Genomic DNA, 16021 nt, shown 5'->3' with positions numbered 1-16021 from the left:
AACAAGCTGTAGTTACCTATTAAAAAGTATTCCTAAATCCACAAAATTATAGATTAATACAACTTTGAGCTATAAAAGACAATTTTATAGCTCAATTTTAATCTATTTCTGGGCTATAAAAACTACTGTTTATTATTAGCTTTATGTTTTAAGAAAATTTAATTCTTACAAAACCACACTCAATTGTAAGATTTTGTTTATGTTTGAAACACAATAACTCAAACAAACCATTAATTTTTTAAGATTGAATAAAACTTATGGCTAAACAAAAATATTATGTTGTCTGGGAAGGAAGAAAAAAGGGAGTTTTAGAAAGTTGGTCAGAATGTACAGAAAGTATTCACGGCTACAAGGGATCCAAATACAAATCATTTAAAACAAAAGAATTAGCTGAAAAAGCATATTCAGAAAGTTATGAAGATTATAAGGGTAAAACCATATTTGAAACAGAATTATCTGATGATGAATTAAAAAAAATTGGAAAACCTAATTTGAATAGTATCTCTGTTGATGCAGCCTGCAATATGCAAAATGGACTAATGGAATATCAAGGGGTTGACACCAAAACTAAAAAATTAATCTTCAAACAAGGACCTCACAAAGGAGCCACTAACAACATAGGCGAATTCCTTGCTCTTGTTCATGCAGTAGCATTAATGAAAAAAAAAGGTGATAAACGACCTATTTATAGTGACAGCACTACTGCAATTGGTTGGGTAAAACATAAAGAATGTGGCACTTACGCAGACAAGACCAAAGACAACAAAGAAGTTTTTGATTTAATAAAGAGAGCTGAAACATGGTTGAATAATAATGAAATAGAAAACAATATTTTAAAATGGGAAACGAAAGCTTGGGGTGAAATCCCAGCTGATTACGGAAGAAAGTAAAGAATCTATATAGTCCAATCCTCCAAAAATTTTAGGACTTAAAATTGGAAAATATTAATATTATCGATTAACAGAAAAGTTATTTTTCTCAAATGTTAATTTCGGCAAAACAATCTTATACTCCTTATTATCATCCTTATTGAACCAATATACAATATATTCTACCGAAGATTTCTTTATCTCGTACCCCTTATAAAGCATTAAATTATATTGCTCTGTAACAAATTTCCTAGAAAACAATAGTAAGTTACCCTGTGAGTTTTTTCTCAAACCTGGTGCCTTGTTATCACCAAAAACCATAACATCATTTTCTAAAGAATCTCCTGTTTTAATTCTTTTCAATATCTCTATGGACCTTGGGTATTTTTGGGAGCTTAAACTTACGTCTCTATGAGATAAAATCATTTCATACTTTAAGGGCTCTTCTAATTTACCCTGATAAGTCGTTTTAGTGACATTTTTCGAGGCTATTTGATCATAGAACGAAATATTTGTATGAATGTGTAGAGTTTTTTTTGCTCTTGTACTAGCAACATATAGTAGCCTTCTTGATTCATCCGAACCATAATCATACTCATCTAACAACATAAATACATGATCATACTCCTTCCCTTTAGCCTTATGCATAGTTGAAACGATAACAATATCAGAATCGGCTTTTACAGCATCTTCCATATTAATCTCTCTACTAAACTCTCTCCAATCCATCAAAAGTTTCTTATCTGGAAAAGTGTAGTCGAATTTCCTAATTAACTCTATACAGGTCTCAAAGTGAATTGAATCTTTATATTTTTGTTTGAACCAAAAAAAAGCCGATTCCCAATTGGCTTCAAGTATAATTCCTGACTCACCTGTTTCTAATCTTAGTTTTTCATCAAACTCTCTAATTTCAAATAAATCACACACACGAAACCCTTCAAAGCCGGCCACCAGGCGTGCTTTATACCCAAATTCTTTTAACATACTACTAATATGCAATGCCTGAATATTAGTTCTAGTTAATACAGCCTTGCTTCCCGTCAACCGAACCTTATTCAAATACTGAACTAATGGTTTTTCTATATATTTCCCTTTATATTTTATTACATCAATACTTCCTTCTCCTCTACTTCTATTAGGAATCAACCTTTGAGTTTTCAGTCTATTTTTCAAATAACTAAGAACGTGATTGTTAAATTCTACTATCGCCGGATAACTTCTATAATTCTTTGGAAGGGTATACAATGTAGCGGAATAATCACTTCTAAATTTACTCATAAAAGCATTTGAAGATCCTCTAAAACTATAAATATTCTGATCATCATCACCAACAGCAATTACCCTAGGTTTCTCTGCTTTCTCAATGATCAACTCTATTAAATCCCATTCTTCTTGATTGATATCTTGAAATTCATCAAACATCAGTATACTTTTGTTCTCCAATGAAGTAATATCAATTTCTCCTGATTTTATTGCTTTAATACAATCTTGAATTACATTTTGGGATTTATTAAGATCTCCCAATTGACCTAGTAACTGAAAACAAAAACCATGGAAAGTAGTTATTTTAATTAAGCCTGAATATTCGGGGATTAAGTTCCGAACCCGTTGTTTAAACTCTAAAGCTGCAGCTTTTGAAAAAGTAAGCATTATAAATTGCTCTGGCTTAATATCTTCAATTAACAGTAGACTTGCTATTTTATGAACCAATACCTTAGTTTTTCCACTACCAGGTCCGGCATAAACCAAAATATTATCAGATTTATTATCCTCAATAACCTTGGTTTGATCAGTATCCAAATCTCCAATAATCTCCATAAAACGCTTTGGGGTAATAGACCTTTGTATTTCTCTTTTCTTTCGAGGAAAATATTGTGCTAAAAAATCCTCATAATCTAGAGTAAAATAATCATTAACATACGCCAAAGCAGATTCATAGTTTTGAACACATTTTTTTGCATACTCTCCTACTATGTGAATTTGTTCAGTTCTATGAAGATAAAACTCTTTTATTTTACTATAATTTTCAACTGTAAAAACCCTTCTACTTTGGTCTACTTCAGAGATATTTAATTTATTGTATGATACCATAAACCCACCTTCCAAAGTTATAGCCTTAATATCATTTAAATACAACAAACAGATTTCATATTTTTTAGTATTTTCTTCTACTATACTCCCCATAAACTGGTTAGATGCTTTCAATTCTAGCAATGAAAAGGAAACAGGCACCTCTTCTTTTCTTCCTTTATACTCCTTTTTATGAATGGCAAGATTTTCAAGAAACTGGAATGTTGACAAAGCTAATTCATGTCGCCATTTAATATCTTCAATGAGTTCCTTCCGTTTAAGAAATTCTATTTCATATATATCCTTTTCTTTATCTATTCTTCGCTTTTTAACAAACCGCCTTTTATCCCAATAGGATAAAAGGCTTCTTATATTAGACACACTTGATTCGACAATCCCAGAATCAAACAACCTCTGATTCAATTCCCTTAAGGGAATTTTAGCCTTATTTAATTTTACTACCTCCAGTATACTTTTTTCAACCTTCAAAAAAGCTTCCAATATCTTTCTTGAGCCATTTTTTGACTGAAGCAAACTCAAAAAAGCGGTTAAATCTTTAGCATCTCCCAAAATTTTATGATCCCTAAGCATCCGAATAACATCCTGAACTCTTCTCGCACTTAATTCCGTAATATCTGCAAGATAATCTACCCTCGTTTCTCCATCTGTGATTATACGTTTTAAAACAATAGCACAATCTTTCTTGTCTTCTTCTGTTATTTTTTTACTGTTCCTAAGGATCTCCTGTCCACTACCAAAACTTTTAACCAATAAACTATCGGCAAAAACCCTAGGCGAATTTAAAGACCTTACTAAAAAACCTTGGTCTTCTAAAGCTGAAATAGCTGTTTTAACTTTTGTTTCTAAGTCCAGCATTTCTGCATCCCAACCAGACTTTTTTGCAATCTCTAAAGCCGACTGACTAATTTTACCCCTAAACTTAGCCTGCCCCTTAATCGCTCTCCAAATATCCTTTATCTCCTTATGATTCAATTTAGTTTGCTGTAGTAAACTAAAATGTTTGTTTAAATCTTCCTCGCTGTATAAAATATAGCACTTGGCATTAATTTTTTCATTCCTCCCAGCCCTACCTGCTTCTTGAACATAATTTTCAAGTGAATCTGAAATATTATAATGAACAACAGTTTTAACATTATCCTTGTCAACCCCCATCCCAAAAGCTGAAGTAGCTACAATGATGTCATTGTCCTCATTCATAAAGGCATCCATGTTAATTTTTTTAGAATCCTTGTCCAATTTTCCATGAAAAAAAGTAGAACTAAATCCAGCTTCATTTATCAAATTGCAAACATTTTCTACCTGCTTAGTTCGGGAGGCATAAACAATTGCAGGCTTTTCACAATCTTCCAGCACACGTAATAAATAGTTCATTTTATGCTCGGATTCTTCAACATTAATCACTTCATAAGATAGGTTAGTTCTTCCTTTATTGGTAATATATTCATCCAATTCTAACCCTAAACGGTCTTCGAAATAAAATTTTATATCCTTAATGACTTGTAGCTTTGCCGTAGCCGTAAAACAAGATACAGGTATCTTCGATATATTCTTCTCGCTTTCTATTTTTTTGATAAAATCCGCAATAAATAAATAATCAACCCTAAAATCCTGCCCCCAACTTGAAAAACAATGAGCTTCATCAATGACTATTCTACCTACTGAACGGGTTAATATCAATCTAAAAATAGAAGGTGACCTTAATGATTCGGGTGATAAATATAATAAGTCTGCTCTTCCATCGGATACCATTTCAAATGCCTCCTGACGTTCAAGAGGTGACAGAAGCCCATTTATAGCCACCGCTTTTGTTATCCCAAAACGATCTCTTAAATTATCAACCTGGTCTTTCATAAGAGAAATTAAAGGTGAAATCACAACGGTTAAATGTCTTGTTGAAGCCCCTCTCATTAATGCCGGTAATTGAAATGTTAATGATTTCCCTCCTCCTGTAGGAAAAACAGCAACAAAAGATTTCCTTTGCAATCCTGCCTTTACAGCTTCTTCCTGCAAACTAATTATTCGATGTTCTTCAAATTTTCTAAAATCGCTATAATTAAAGTATTCGAAAAGTGCTTTTTTAGGATTCAACTTATTAGAACAGTATTTACAATTTACATCATTACAAGTTTCGAAACGTATTTCATTGAGTATTTTCTCCGCTTCTGGATATTCATGTCGAACCCACGAAGGTAATACCGAATCTTCATCTCCTAATTTTAGTAATGTAAAAACGTAAGCTAAACCAACAGGACTTTGCTCAGAATACAAATTCAAATCTACTCCTGAACAAATTGCCTCACCAATTAATTGACAAATGTCCACTTTAACCATTTTGGAAACGTTAAATCTGGCTATTTGAAAAAAGGTATTAAAATTAGGATTATTGTGAAGAAGATAATAATATACACTTTGTTCCTCAATTCTTAGCTCATTAAATCTATTTAGCTCCTTAATTAAATAATCTTGGGTTAATTTACAATCTGAAAGCGGATTATTTACCTCTGATGCATTTACTATACGGTACCCCTTTGTTAGTTTATGGTTTGGCCTTTTTACAAAAAGTATTGGAGACCACAATAGCGTATCTATAAACTTTTTCCCAACGAAAATATTCTCCCCTAACCTTTTCTTTAACTCCTGAATATCATGTTTAATTATATTGTGTCCGCATATGTAATCCGCTTCACTTATCCACTGCTCTAGTCTAGCACTATTTCTTTCATGTAACTCCTGTCCTTTAAAGGTTGCTCCATAATCAACGCTTTTCGTAGTAGGATTGATTTCAATATCTAAAAATAGGATGTTGTGCATTTTTATATGCTTCTGATGTGGCTAAGTCTCAAAAAAGTTAATTAATGTTAGGAAATTTAATAATTTTTTAAAGAAAATATACATAACCACAAAATTAAAATTCTAACTTTTACTTATGAAATAGACTTAAAGCTTTACTTGTTCCTTAAATAAAGGCGAAAGCTCTAAAAGGACACACTTGACATAATTGTATCTGGTAAAGTCTTTTTAAATAATTACCTAACAATAGAACTAATAGTTTCTATACGATCTAATAGGGTGTTTACAAATTCTTCTTTGCTTACAAAGTAGTCTTTGTATTTACCTGTGGTTTTACCGCCTGCCATTGATACCGTTATACGCCAATTACCATCTGCTATTTTTACGCCCAAATTTTCTACCTCTTGGGATGGTATCAATAGTATTTTATCACTCATTTTCATTTTGCTTTGATCGAAGATAAATGCTACAATGTAGTATGAATGATGCGGTTTGAAGGTGTTACCGTTAATGGTTAAGATTAAACGGTTACGTTTGTGTACATTAAAGCGTGTTTTTACCTGTAGATAGATTGGTGTATAGAGTTTTTCTTTTAATACGATTAGATCTATTCCTCTATCGTCTATCACAGGTTTGTAAACGTTGAGTAAACCTTGACTGTAGAGTAGAATGATTTCTTTTGCCCAGTCTTCGCCTATATTGCCTTTCATTTGAGAGGATAAGCCCGACATATCGATAAAGTTTTCATCGTCCTCTTCTTCGTCGTTTTCTAATACCGCTTCAATATTGTTTAGCTTGATTTTTATTTGTTCATGAGATACCTCAACTTCTATAATACTACCTGCTGAAAGATTATTATCTCTGTAGAAACTGGTTAAGCCAAAAACACGGTTATAGTCTGAATTATAGCTGTGTTTATTGGTGCTTTGGGCTTTGGGTAATAGTACATTTAACTCTGCGTTTTCATTAGGTAATTCTGGGCGTGCTTCAGCAGGTACATACAAAAAACCTAGTTCCACCTCTTTACCTATTAGTTTACGTTGATATGTTATGGTGTTAGTCATTATAAATTTTCAAAAAAATCCTTTACATCCTTTAAAGGTGTTTTGTTATCAAAAGAGACTATAGTTTTTCCTTGAATAGATTTTTCTCCAATATCTATTTGGAAAGTATCGTGATTATAAACAAAGCATAACCTTTTATCATCGACTAAAAGCCAAAGAACATTTTTCATTTCACCTTCTCTAGATAAAACTTTTATATTGTTTGTTGTTCTCCAGATAATACCTCCTGCAATTGCTAAAGCAATTTCGTTAACATTATGTGCGTGATGATTAGCTCTGTCTAATACGCCTGTTAAATATTCTTTTAATATATGTATGCTATCTATTGTTGCCATACTATTTAATTATGTTTTTAAATTCTACAAATACTTTTTAATTACTTCTTCCTTACGTGCTGCAATAGTTTCTAATACTTTTTTTGCTTTTTGGATTTTAGCTTCGTGTTTTTCTACTTGAACAACGAGTTTGTTTTGAATTGTTAATGATGGTGTAGGTATCATTAAATTTTTATAATAAGAATCAGGAACTCTTCTATGACCACTAGACCCTGTCATATTTTTTTCTGCATCATTACGGATACTTTCTCTATTTAAGAAAGCAAACAAATATTTATTATTTAACTCTTTTTCATTTACTCTAAAAACGTGATACTCAGAACTCCCAAAACCAATTGAATTGGTTAAATTGGTTGCTATAGCGCACTTACCATTCTCCATACAAGGTGTTATTTTAGCAATAATGATGTCTTCTTCAGCAAAGTATCGATAACTTCCTTTCTTTACATCTTTTAATAATCTATCTTCTTTTTTTGCTATGTAGCCTTCTTCACTAAGAGATGCCATTTCAACAAATGAAACCATTGTATTTATATCTAAGTCAGCTATTTCTCTCTTGGATGGATTAACCTCTACAACCGCATCGAGTTTTTGGGTGTCATATCCTTTATTTGTAAAATCGTTAATAGATTTTTCTATTGCCTTTAATTCTTCACTAATAGATTTTTCTGCTATCTCCGCTTCTTTATCAATTTTTAAACACTCATCTACTATTTTTTGTTGAATGTCTTTAGGTGGTAAAGGGATTTTAATACTTTCTATTCTATTTAATGCTAGTTTAGGCACCCCCAATGATTTTGTATATGCTTCTATCTGCAAAATTGACGAAGGCAATTGCAGTGCCTCAATTAAATAATTTTGCAATAAGTATTGTTTATTAACAATTATCTTTGCTGCATTTTCAGTTAAATTAGCTTTATCTAGAGAGTTTGGGACTTTTCCAACTAAACCTATTGTACCTGCAATAGAGATATAAACATCATCTTTTGAAATAGTATAATTTTTTATTTGTTCATAAACTCCTTTATCTATATACTCAAGCCTTGTAGAATTGACTGATTGTTTCTCAAAATCTGTAACTCTGATATATGGATATTTTGTAGGGCTTGATGCAAAACTTTTACCTTTAGGAATACGCTTTCCACCTTTAACTGTAGCAATTTGATTTATTGAATTTACTGGCCATTTTGAACTTATGTCAATTGAAATATTCGGTGAAAGTGTAATTTCCTTTTTAAAATCGATACTCGTGAAATTTATCATTTCTACAAGTCTCGCTTGACTTAAGAATGGTTTTAGCTCTTGAGGAACAGTGATAGGATTGCCTTCGAAGTTTTGGCTTATCCAATAATTTATCTTTTCTTCATTATTAAGGATTAAAGGATCGTATAGAGGTGTATTAATCTGTTGAAAGTTTAACAAGTTGGTTAACACACGTTTGTCTTCACTTTCTAATACTTCTACACCTTCATCTTCATCATCTTCTGGTAGATCTTCTACTGTAGCATTACCTAAGTATTTAATTCCTTCGTTTCCTTTTGCACTGCTCCACTCGTAGCCTAAAAATTCTTTCATTTCACTAGTGCTTGAAGGGCTTTTTACAATGAGTACTTCTTGTGAGTTTTGACTTGCTAATACAAAATAGTATAGCTTATCTTTTTCGTTACGCACTAAGAAGTTCGTAAATCTTTTATCTAGCTCTGTTTTTTTATCTTCTGCAGATAATTGTTTGTAGGCTTGACTTTTCTTGTAATTTTTTATGGTACTCCATTTATCAAATTCTTTTTTATACCGTATAAATATTTCGTGTTCTAAAAGCTTTTTGCTTGGTTCGGTTTTTAATAAGGTTAGATACTCTTTATAGTCAATTTCTAGATGGCTACAGTATTGTTTGATGTATTTTTCATCTTCGAACACTTTATCTTTTTTACGCTTGTTACTGAACCAATCATTTACTCTAATTTCGTAGTGTTTAGCTGGTGCTGGATCTTCTTCTTTGCGACGTATAAATAAGGTTACCGTATTAGTCCCTGTTTTGCCAAATGTTCCTTTTCCAAACTCTGCTATGGCTACAATATCAAAGTACTTTAATAGTATTTCTCTAGTCGCTACATAGATATTTTTATTAGTAGATGTGCTTTTTGAATTTCCTTTACTTAAAATTGATGAAGGCACAATAATAGCAGCTACACCACCAGGTTTAAGCACCTGTTTAGCACGTTCTATAAAAAAGGTTTCGATACTATTATTGTTTGGGTAGCTTTTTTCATCAACTGTATTGATAAGCTCATAACGCTTTCTATCTTTTGCTGGTAGGGTTTCTAAATACCCTTTTACACTATAAGGTGGATTAGCTACTAATACACTATAAGTTTTGTCTTTAACTTTAGGGATTTCTGAAAGCGCATCGGCATAAATGATTTCGATATCATCTTGTCCATACATAAACGACGATACTTTTGCCACCTTCGATAAGCGGTATTCTTTTTCTATACCAGTAATAGCTGCATAATACTGTTCTATTTCTGCTACTTTATTTTCCTTTACTATAGGTTTTATTTGTTTGGCATATTCATTTAAAAAATGACCTGCACCACACGCATAATCTATTACTTTAGGAATTTCTTCACTTTGTGCTACTATTTGTTTTAATGGTAGTGATTTAAGAATGAATTTTACAATCGGCATTGGTGTAAAAAATTGTCCTTCACTTTGTTTAACACCTTGGTCTAAAAAACCTTCGAACATATCACCTAAAAACTGATGATCATCTTCATCCTTATCCTCTGTTTGCTTCAGTCTTATATCTTGTAACATTTGTACCATTTTAAGTAATACGGTAGCATTTTGATAAAACAGTTTTTCGTTATGTACATCTACAAAAGCAAAATCGTTATTAGTAAAGAACTTTAATTGTCTAAAGTATTTTTTAATGGTTTCACGAGTTGCATCTGGATCGTTTTTAAAAAAACGGAACGCATTTTCAATAGCGTCATTATCTATGTAAGTTACCTCTTCACCAAGGAAGCGTTTCATACCTTCTTGATAGAGTTTTTGAAGTCTGTCTTGCAAATCAAAATAGCTATCGTAAGCAATACCTTTCCAATAGAATTTGAGTTCATTAGGATTATTAGTTTCATCAACTATTTTACAAAGGAATAAGTTTACTAATTTATCGAACGCATTTTCGCGACCTGAAACGTTATGCTGTCTTAAAATAGTTGCAAATTGATGGTATTTACCTTGAATATCCTTACCTGAAATACTATCGAGATCATCTAAACTATATTTAGATTTACCGATTAAATAAGGTTCGTTATCCTCAAAGACACCTCTGGTTTCATAGTGTTGATCGTAGGTTTGGGTCCACGCTTCATAAATATCTTCCTTGTCCAGTAATTTTGCTGCTGCAAATGAAAGTGGTTCTTTGTCTGCTAATTCTTCAAGAAGTTTTTCGTTATCTTTTAATGTTATTAGATAATAATCTGCTTTAACTTTACCATCTACAAAGTCTGAAGAATATAATGCTACAAACTGGGTGCTACCAGCCTGTTTTGCATATGATAGAATCTGTCCGCCGTTGATTTTAGTTTTATCCCATTCTTTTTTAAATTCTGCACCAGCGGTTTTACATTCAATAATCATTAAGGATTTTCCCGAATTATCCTTTACCATAATATCTGCCCTACCACCACTAGCACCGTGACCTACTGTCCATTTAGGTTCTAATTCAATATGTTCTGGCTTATAACCTTGTTCAAAGAGGCGATGTACACATTCAAAAACAACGAAGTTTTCTTTCTGTGTAAAAGACGTTGTAAAATCTCCTGCAATGGTAAATCCTTTATCTAAAGGATAAACGAGTTTTTCATTTTTGAAGTCTACTTTTAAAGTACAACCTAAATCTGGAAATTTCTTAGTAAATATATTGGTAGATTTTTCAAACCCTAAAGTCTCAAGTACTTTCTTGAAGTTATCCTTTGTTATCATTATGTTTATTCTAAATCTTTAAAGTTCTTAATTTTTTCTTCAGCAATTTTGAGTATTTCCGTACTATTCTTTTCATCCTTTAGCATTTCAGTTATTTTATCTGCCATCCAGATTTTTAATAATTCTGTTTCATCTTCATTAAGTGTTACCGCTAAAGCTTGCACTTGCTCTTTTCTTGCTATGCGTATGCTGCGTTCAATTTTACTTAGTAAAGCTGTATCAATATTCATTTGCGATGCGACTTCACGCAACAATAATTGCTTTTGCTCTCTTAAATTTCTTACGTGTTCACCAAACGTCATTTTTGGGAAATTTTTGACTTGTCAATATTTGTCTAATGTAAGAAAAAGAAAAAAAAGAGTAAGAAAAAGATATCAACAATTATCAACCCCCTAACACAAAGAAACACAACATATTAAGGACATTGAAAAAGAATTTGTAGAAAAAAGTGGTTTACTAATAACAGTATAAATATATATTTTTGCTGCGGAAGAGTTTAGTTAGCTGAGATGCACGTTTATTTATGACGCTTTTAGCGTGTTCCACTGCGGACGCTCCGCGGTTAGTACAGGAATTCCATATAACCAAATATGTGGGACACTTTCTACTAAAGAAAGAACAGCACATATAGCCGTTAGGAATAAACTGAAGTTGTCTTTATACTTATTATTATACATTGTTATTATATTATTTATCAAAGATACCACTTTAATTCTAAGAATGAGCGGCGCTACCTATGTACATCATAAGTAGCAAGCCGATGTGTTCTCACGACAGTAGTCAAGCATAGCCGCGACTGACTCTTCCTTTTTTTTATTATGACACAAACAGACTGGTTTAAATTAAAGAAATATCCTCATATTGGCTTACCTCTTCAACCTAGTGAAAAGGGAAAGTTAATTGCCTATATAAAAAACAAAAATAATATTGCCAAACACCGATTTACTCCGTTTATCCATAGACAGATAAAGCAACGTAAATATCGTGCTACTTCTAAGGATAATAAGAACGCTTATGGTAAACGTGTTAGAGAGAAACTAGAACCTAAAGACAGACCTATATTTTTTGCTTCGCATTTAGACTCTTTAGTTTATAGTTATTACAGTCATTTAATTACCAAAGCCTACGAACGCTATCTTAAACATAAACCGTATAGATATAGTGCTGTAGCTTACCGAAAAATTCCTAAAGGACACGGAAAAAAAGGCAATAAGTGTAATATTGAATTTGCTAAAGAAGCTTTTGAATTTATTGATGTAAATCGAACAAAAGCAATGACCGTGATTGTTGCAGATGTCACCTCATTTTTTGACAACTTAGACCATAAAATACTTCACCAAAAATGGAAGGAAGTTATAGGTAAGAAAGATGTTAAAGGTGAATTGATTATGACCGATGATCATTATAATGTCTATAAGTCTTTAATCAATAAACGTTACGTCAACGAACACGAATTGCACAATCGTTTTTTTAAACGCTTATGGGTAGAACGTGGCGAGTTAAACAACCCTGATGTAAAAGTTAAGAAACGAAAACAAGTACGAAAGAAACGTAATTACAAACGAGAAAATGTTATTGCCTACTGTACTAAAAAAGAGTTTTTCAATAAGCATTTAGATTTAATCCGCTCTGTAAAAAAATGTAGCCATCAGCATCAAATTTGTAGAGGCTCTTGCACCATGAAAGGCATACCACAAGGTAGTCCCATGAGTGCAACATTAGCTAATGTTTACATGTTGGATTTTGATAAATTAATGTACGAAACCATTACTAAAATTGGCGCTTTCTATCAGCGTTATAGTGATGATCTTATTTTAATTTGTGAACAAAAAGATGAAGCTGCATTAAAACAAATTATGGTTGAAGGCATCACCCAACTTTGTAAGCTAGACATCCAAGAAAAGAAAACCCAAACTTATAGATATAGTTCTGAATATGGTGTTTTTTCTGGTGGAATTGTTGATCCTGATGATACCGTTAATCCTAACAAGCAATTAGAATACCTAGGGTTTGAATACACTGGAAATAATGTATATGTAAAGACCGTAGGGTTTTCAAAATTTTATCGAGGAATGATACGCAGTATCAAACGTGGTAAATTTTATGCTTCAAATGCTCACCATAGTTCAAAAGGACTTTTTAAAGAAAGACTCATTAAACGCTTTACCATATTAGGTGGTAAACGTCGATTGAAACGTGTGCCTGATCCTACTAACCCTGGTAAATACAAAAAAGATCCTTTAAAACGCTATGATTGGGGTAACTACTTTAGCTACCTAATGAAAGCGAATGAAGCCATGAAAAATTTAAACGGTGGCGAAGACACCATTAAAAAACAAAGCAGAAAAATTGAAGGTAATTTTCATCGTGCTTTAAAGCATCCTGATGCTAAACTAAAGCAACGTAGTAAAAGATAAAACAACCGAGGGAGCACCTCTTTTGCTTTTAAGATGTTTTTTCATATTTGCCGTGAGCATCCCTATGTACAAGTCCTGTTTTTACAAAGTTTGTAATGTACCTCTCAGCTTTTATATGAGAACCTTATACCCATTTGTATTATCGAAAATTAAAAATTTAGCTGTATTACAAAAACAAAAAGCGTAACACGAAATCCGTATTACGCCCTGTTTCAAGTTACAAATGCAACGAAAATGGTATTTTTGCACCAATATTAAGCGTATTACACCGCTCCATAATGTGTTACACTACTAGCTTCGTTAGCTTCAAATAGTCAACTAAATCACTCCCTTCTTCAATATTCTGACGTTCTAAAAGAGCACTACAAGACACATTAAAACCTATACTATTTAAATACTGAACCTTTGTATTCCATGTTTCGTACTCTGTTTTATCGGGAAATACTATAACATTATGATTCTTTAATGGTTTTAATAGCGCTTCCTTTAGATTTGACTTAGATCCTGTTGCCAACCACAAATACGCAGGTTGCATAATACTCATTATAACGGCTGTTTTTTCACTTTCAACAATACAAATAGTCCTTTCTGTAGTATAGTCACACAAATTATGTATTCCAAACAAGCATTGCTGCAATACAAAGTCATCTAAACGTAATACTTTGTGCATCCAGTTAATATGCGGGTATGGTTTTTTAATCCTTTTACCAGTAGTTTTATCGTATAGCATCACTTTACCCGCACAAACTTTCATTTGATCATTTACTTGCCAAAAAATAGTTGCACCATTCCAATGATCTGAAGTACCTATAAAGTATTTAAATATAGCTTGTCTTACATCAATAGCTGCAAAATGCTGCAATAAGTATGATATAAAACTATTTTTATTGTGATGTCTTCCATATTGACCTATTACACAATCAGAGTGAAAGTTTTGTAATACAGACTTAATTTTTATGTCAGACGTATTACCCAAAGTTGTATTACCTTTTGGAGAATTGTGATACGCACATTTACTTTCACGATCACAGCGCCCGAGATTTGAATCTAAATACTCGCCTGTTTCTGTTAAAGTATATCTAACAAAAGTCTTTCTATTACAAGCAGGACAAGCAAATTTCCTACTCGACCTATCTAAGGAATATTTATACTTCATAGTTTTTAATTCGTACCATTCGTACCATTCGCACCTCTATAGAAGTACGATTGGTACGAGGTTAAGTTTAAGGGGTTCTAATTTTATTAAAATGATTTGCCAATAAATATCTAATTCCATCTTCTACCGTAAAGTCTGGTAAGGGTCTCTTTTTGGGTTTTAATGGCTTTTTGGGTTTTATGCTAACACCAAGCATATCACAAAGCTTAACAAGTTCCTCTTTGGGAAGAGCTTGAGCTATGTTATATACATCGTTAGCATTCATTATTACAGACCTAAAGCTTTTCTACGTTTTCTGATTGCTCCTTCAGACAAACCAAGTTCTTCAGCTATTTTAACATTAGAAAGGCCTTCGCTTATCAAAGCTTTCATACGATCATCGCGTTCTGAAATGTCGCTAAAAGAAGTTTCTTTAAGGTGATCCTGTTCCGCACCAAACTCTTCAAATTGAAAACTTAAAAAGTTAGACTCTTTTGCCAATCGGCACACAACGATATTTCCAGAATGATATAAATGCTCAGTATTACGCTGTTTAATCTGAATTAAATACCTCAAGGACGGCTCTAATGAACTTGCTCCAATAGCAAACGAACTGTCGCAAAAATTCATTAACATTTTACTTCCTGCTAAATCATTTTTGGTAATTGGATTCGATGAATTACGCTTAGGGGTGTGAGCTAAAACTAAAATTGAAACACCATTGTTTTTGGTTAAATACTTTAGAAACTTCATAAGCTCCAAAGCATCTTTAGCCCTTTCATTATCAGTTTTTAAAAAGGTTAGATTATCTACGACAACAACACTAATCCCATTATCTACAATAGTTTTTTCTAAAGTTTTAGTTAAAAACTCTTCAACATTTTTACAATCTTTAGGCAGATTGAACTCAGTATTCAATTCTGCCCTTAAAAGATTGCTATTAAATTGATAATGATTCGTATAGTTCTGAGAACATCGATTTTCAAATTGCTTATCGGACAATTCAAAGTCTAAATACAAAACCTTTTTAGGCTGCACTTCAAGTTTGAAACCTCGTATAGCAACTCCTCGACTAATACTATCTGCAATTTGTACTGCCAATATAGATTTACCGATATTCGTGTCCGCAAATAAGATACATAACTCGGTTTCATACCAAAATTCACTAAATAGCATATTAGGAATAGGACGGTTTTTAGCTTCGTTTATCCAAGTGTTGGCTGACTTAATAATAAGGCAACCTTGTTGAGCCTTTGATTGTTGCAGTTGTACTTCCTTTGCTCTGATTTCATCAGAAACTTTAGTTAATAAACGACTAGTTCCCATCATC

General features: G+C 32.4%; 11 protein-coding genes. 2 read left to right on the top strand and 9 right to left on the bottom strand.

Annotated elements, in window-relative coordinates; all coding sequences use genetic code 11:
- The first annotated feature begins 257 nt into the window (after positions 1-257).
- Entirely contained in the window at positions 258-890 is a 633-nt protein-coding gene (locus RBH94_RS08425) for a ribonuclease H family protein (RefSeq protein ID WP_307880504.1), read from the top strand.
- 60 nt (positions 891-950) lie between these two features.
- Here the strand turns inward: RBH94_RS08425 and RBH94_RS08420 are convergent, their stop codons facing one another.
- The 6 genes from RBH94_RS08420 to RBH94_RS08395 all read right to left on the bottom strand — a co-directional run bounded on the left by RBH94_RS08420 (position 951) and on the right by RBH94_RS08395 (position 11816).
- A complete protein-coding gene (locus tag RBH94_RS08420) occupies positions 951-5771 on the bottom strand; it encodes a RecQ family ATP-dependent DNA helicase (RefSeq protein WP_307880503.1) in 4821 nt (1606 codons plus the stop codon).
- Between the two features lie 215 nt (positions 5772-5986).
- Positions 5987-6814, bottom strand: a complete 828-nt coding sequence (locus RBH94_RS08415; RefSeq protein WP_307880502.1) for a hypothetical protein — start codon at positions 6812-6814, stop codon at positions 5987-5989.
- The gene (locus RBH94_RS08410; RefSeq protein WP_307880501.1) at positions 6814-7149 is read right to left on the bottom strand and encodes a hypothetical protein; all 336 of its coding nucleotides are present in this window, start codon (positions 7147-7149) and stop codon (positions 6814-6816) included. Before RBH94_RS08410 ends, RBH94_RS08415 begins: the two co-directional genes overlap by 1 nt.
- A 24-nt stretch (positions 7150-7173) precedes the next feature.
- Entirely contained in the window at positions 7174-11139 is a 3966-nt protein-coding gene (locus RBH94_RS08405; RefSeq protein WP_307880500.1) for an N-6 DNA methylase, read from the bottom strand.
- Between the two features lie 5 nt (positions 11140-11144).
- Positions 11145-11441: a helix-turn-helix domain-containing protein gene (locus RBH94_RS08400; RefSeq protein WP_307880499.1), complete on the bottom strand. Its 297-nt coding sequence runs from the start codon at positions 11439-11441 to the stop codon at positions 11145-11147.
- Between the two features lie 219 nt (positions 11442-11660).
- Positions 11661-11816 (bottom strand): hypothetical protein, encoded by a 156-nt coding sequence (locus RBH94_RS08395; RefSeq protein WP_307880498.1) that lies wholly within the window; start codon positions 11814-11816, stop codon positions 11661-11663.
- Between the two features lie 141 nt (positions 11817-11957).
- Between RBH94_RS08395 and RBH94_RS08390 the strand changes: the two genes are divergently transcribed.
- Entirely contained in the window at positions 11958-13556 is a 1599-nt protein-coding gene (locus tag RBH94_RS08390) for a reverse transcriptase domain-containing protein (RefSeq protein WP_307880497.1), read from the top strand.
- Positions 13557-13839: 283 nt separating this feature from the next.
- On the opposite strand, the gene RBH94_RS08385 is transcribed toward RBH94_RS08390, so the two are convergent.
- The 3 genes from RBH94_RS08385 to RBH94_RS08375 all read right to left on the bottom strand — a co-directional run bounded on the left by RBH94_RS08385 (position 13840) and on the right by RBH94_RS08375 (position 16020).
- Positions 13840-14712 (bottom strand): DUF6371 domain-containing protein, encoded by an 873-nt coding sequence (locus RBH94_RS08385; RefSeq protein WP_307880496.1) that lies wholly within the window; start codon positions 14710-14712, stop codon positions 13840-13842.
- Positions 14713-14779: 67 nt separating this feature from the next.
- Entirely contained in the window at positions 14780-14977 is a 198-nt protein-coding gene (locus RBH94_RS08380) for a hypothetical protein (protein WP_307880495.1), read from the bottom strand.
- Between the two features lie 2 nt (positions 14978-14979).
- Positions 14980-16020: an AAA family ATPase gene (locus RBH94_RS08375; protein ID WP_307880494.1), complete on the bottom strand. Its 1041-nt coding sequence runs from the start codon at positions 16018-16020 to the stop codon at positions 14980-14982.
- Between the last annotated feature and the right edge of the window lies 1 nt (position 16021).

It is taken from the genome of Aestuariibaculum sp. YM273 (assembly GCF_030908365.1).
Classification (GTDB): domain Bacteria; phylum Bacteroidota; class Bacteroidia; order Flavobacteriales; family Flavobacteriaceae; genus Aestuariibaculum; species Aestuariibaculum marinum.
This window is presented reverse-complemented; position numbering and strand designations above follow the sequence as displayed.

Coding starts and splice junctions, on each gene's coding strand:
- RBH94_RS08425 (WP_307880504.1), top strand. CDS start 258: ATGGCTAAACAAAAATATTATGTTGTCTGGGAAGGAAGAAAAAAGGGA.
- RBH94_RS08420 (WP_307880503.1), bottom strand. CDS start 5,771: ATGCACAACATCCTATTTTTAGATATTGAAATCAATCCTACTACGAAA.
- RBH94_RS08415 (WP_307880502.1), bottom strand. CDS start 6,814: ATGACTAACACCATAACATATCAACGTAAACTAATAGGTAAAGAGGTG.
- RBH94_RS08410 (WP_307880501.1), bottom strand. CDS start 7,149: ATGGCAACAATAGATAGCATACATATATTAAAAGAATATTTAACAGGC.
- RBH94_RS08405 (WP_307880500.1), bottom strand. CDS start 11,139: ATGATAACAAAGGATAACTTCAAGAAAGTACTTGAGACTTTAGGGTTT.
- RBH94_RS08400 (WP_307880499.1), bottom strand. CDS start 11,441: ATGACGTTTGGTGAACACGTAAGAAATTTAAGAGAGCAAAAGCAATTA.
- RBH94_RS08395 (WP_307880498.1), bottom strand. CDS start 11,816: ATGTATAATAATAAGTATAAAGACAACTTCAGTTTATTCCTAACGGCT.
- RBH94_RS08390 (WP_307880497.1), top strand. CDS start 11,958: ATGACACAAACAGACTGGTTTAAATTAAAGAAATATCCTCATATTGGC.
- RBH94_RS08385 (WP_307880496.1), bottom strand. CDS start 14,712: ATGAAGTATAAATATTCCTTAGATAGGTCGAGTAGGAAATTTGCTTGT.
- RBH94_RS08380 (WP_307880495.1), bottom strand. CDS start 14,977: ATGAATGCTAACGATGTATATAACATAGCTCAAGCTCTTCCCAAAGAG.
- RBH94_RS08375 (WP_307880494.1), bottom strand. CDS start 16,020: ATGATGGGAACTAGTCGTTTATTAACTAAAGTTTCTGATGAAATCAGA.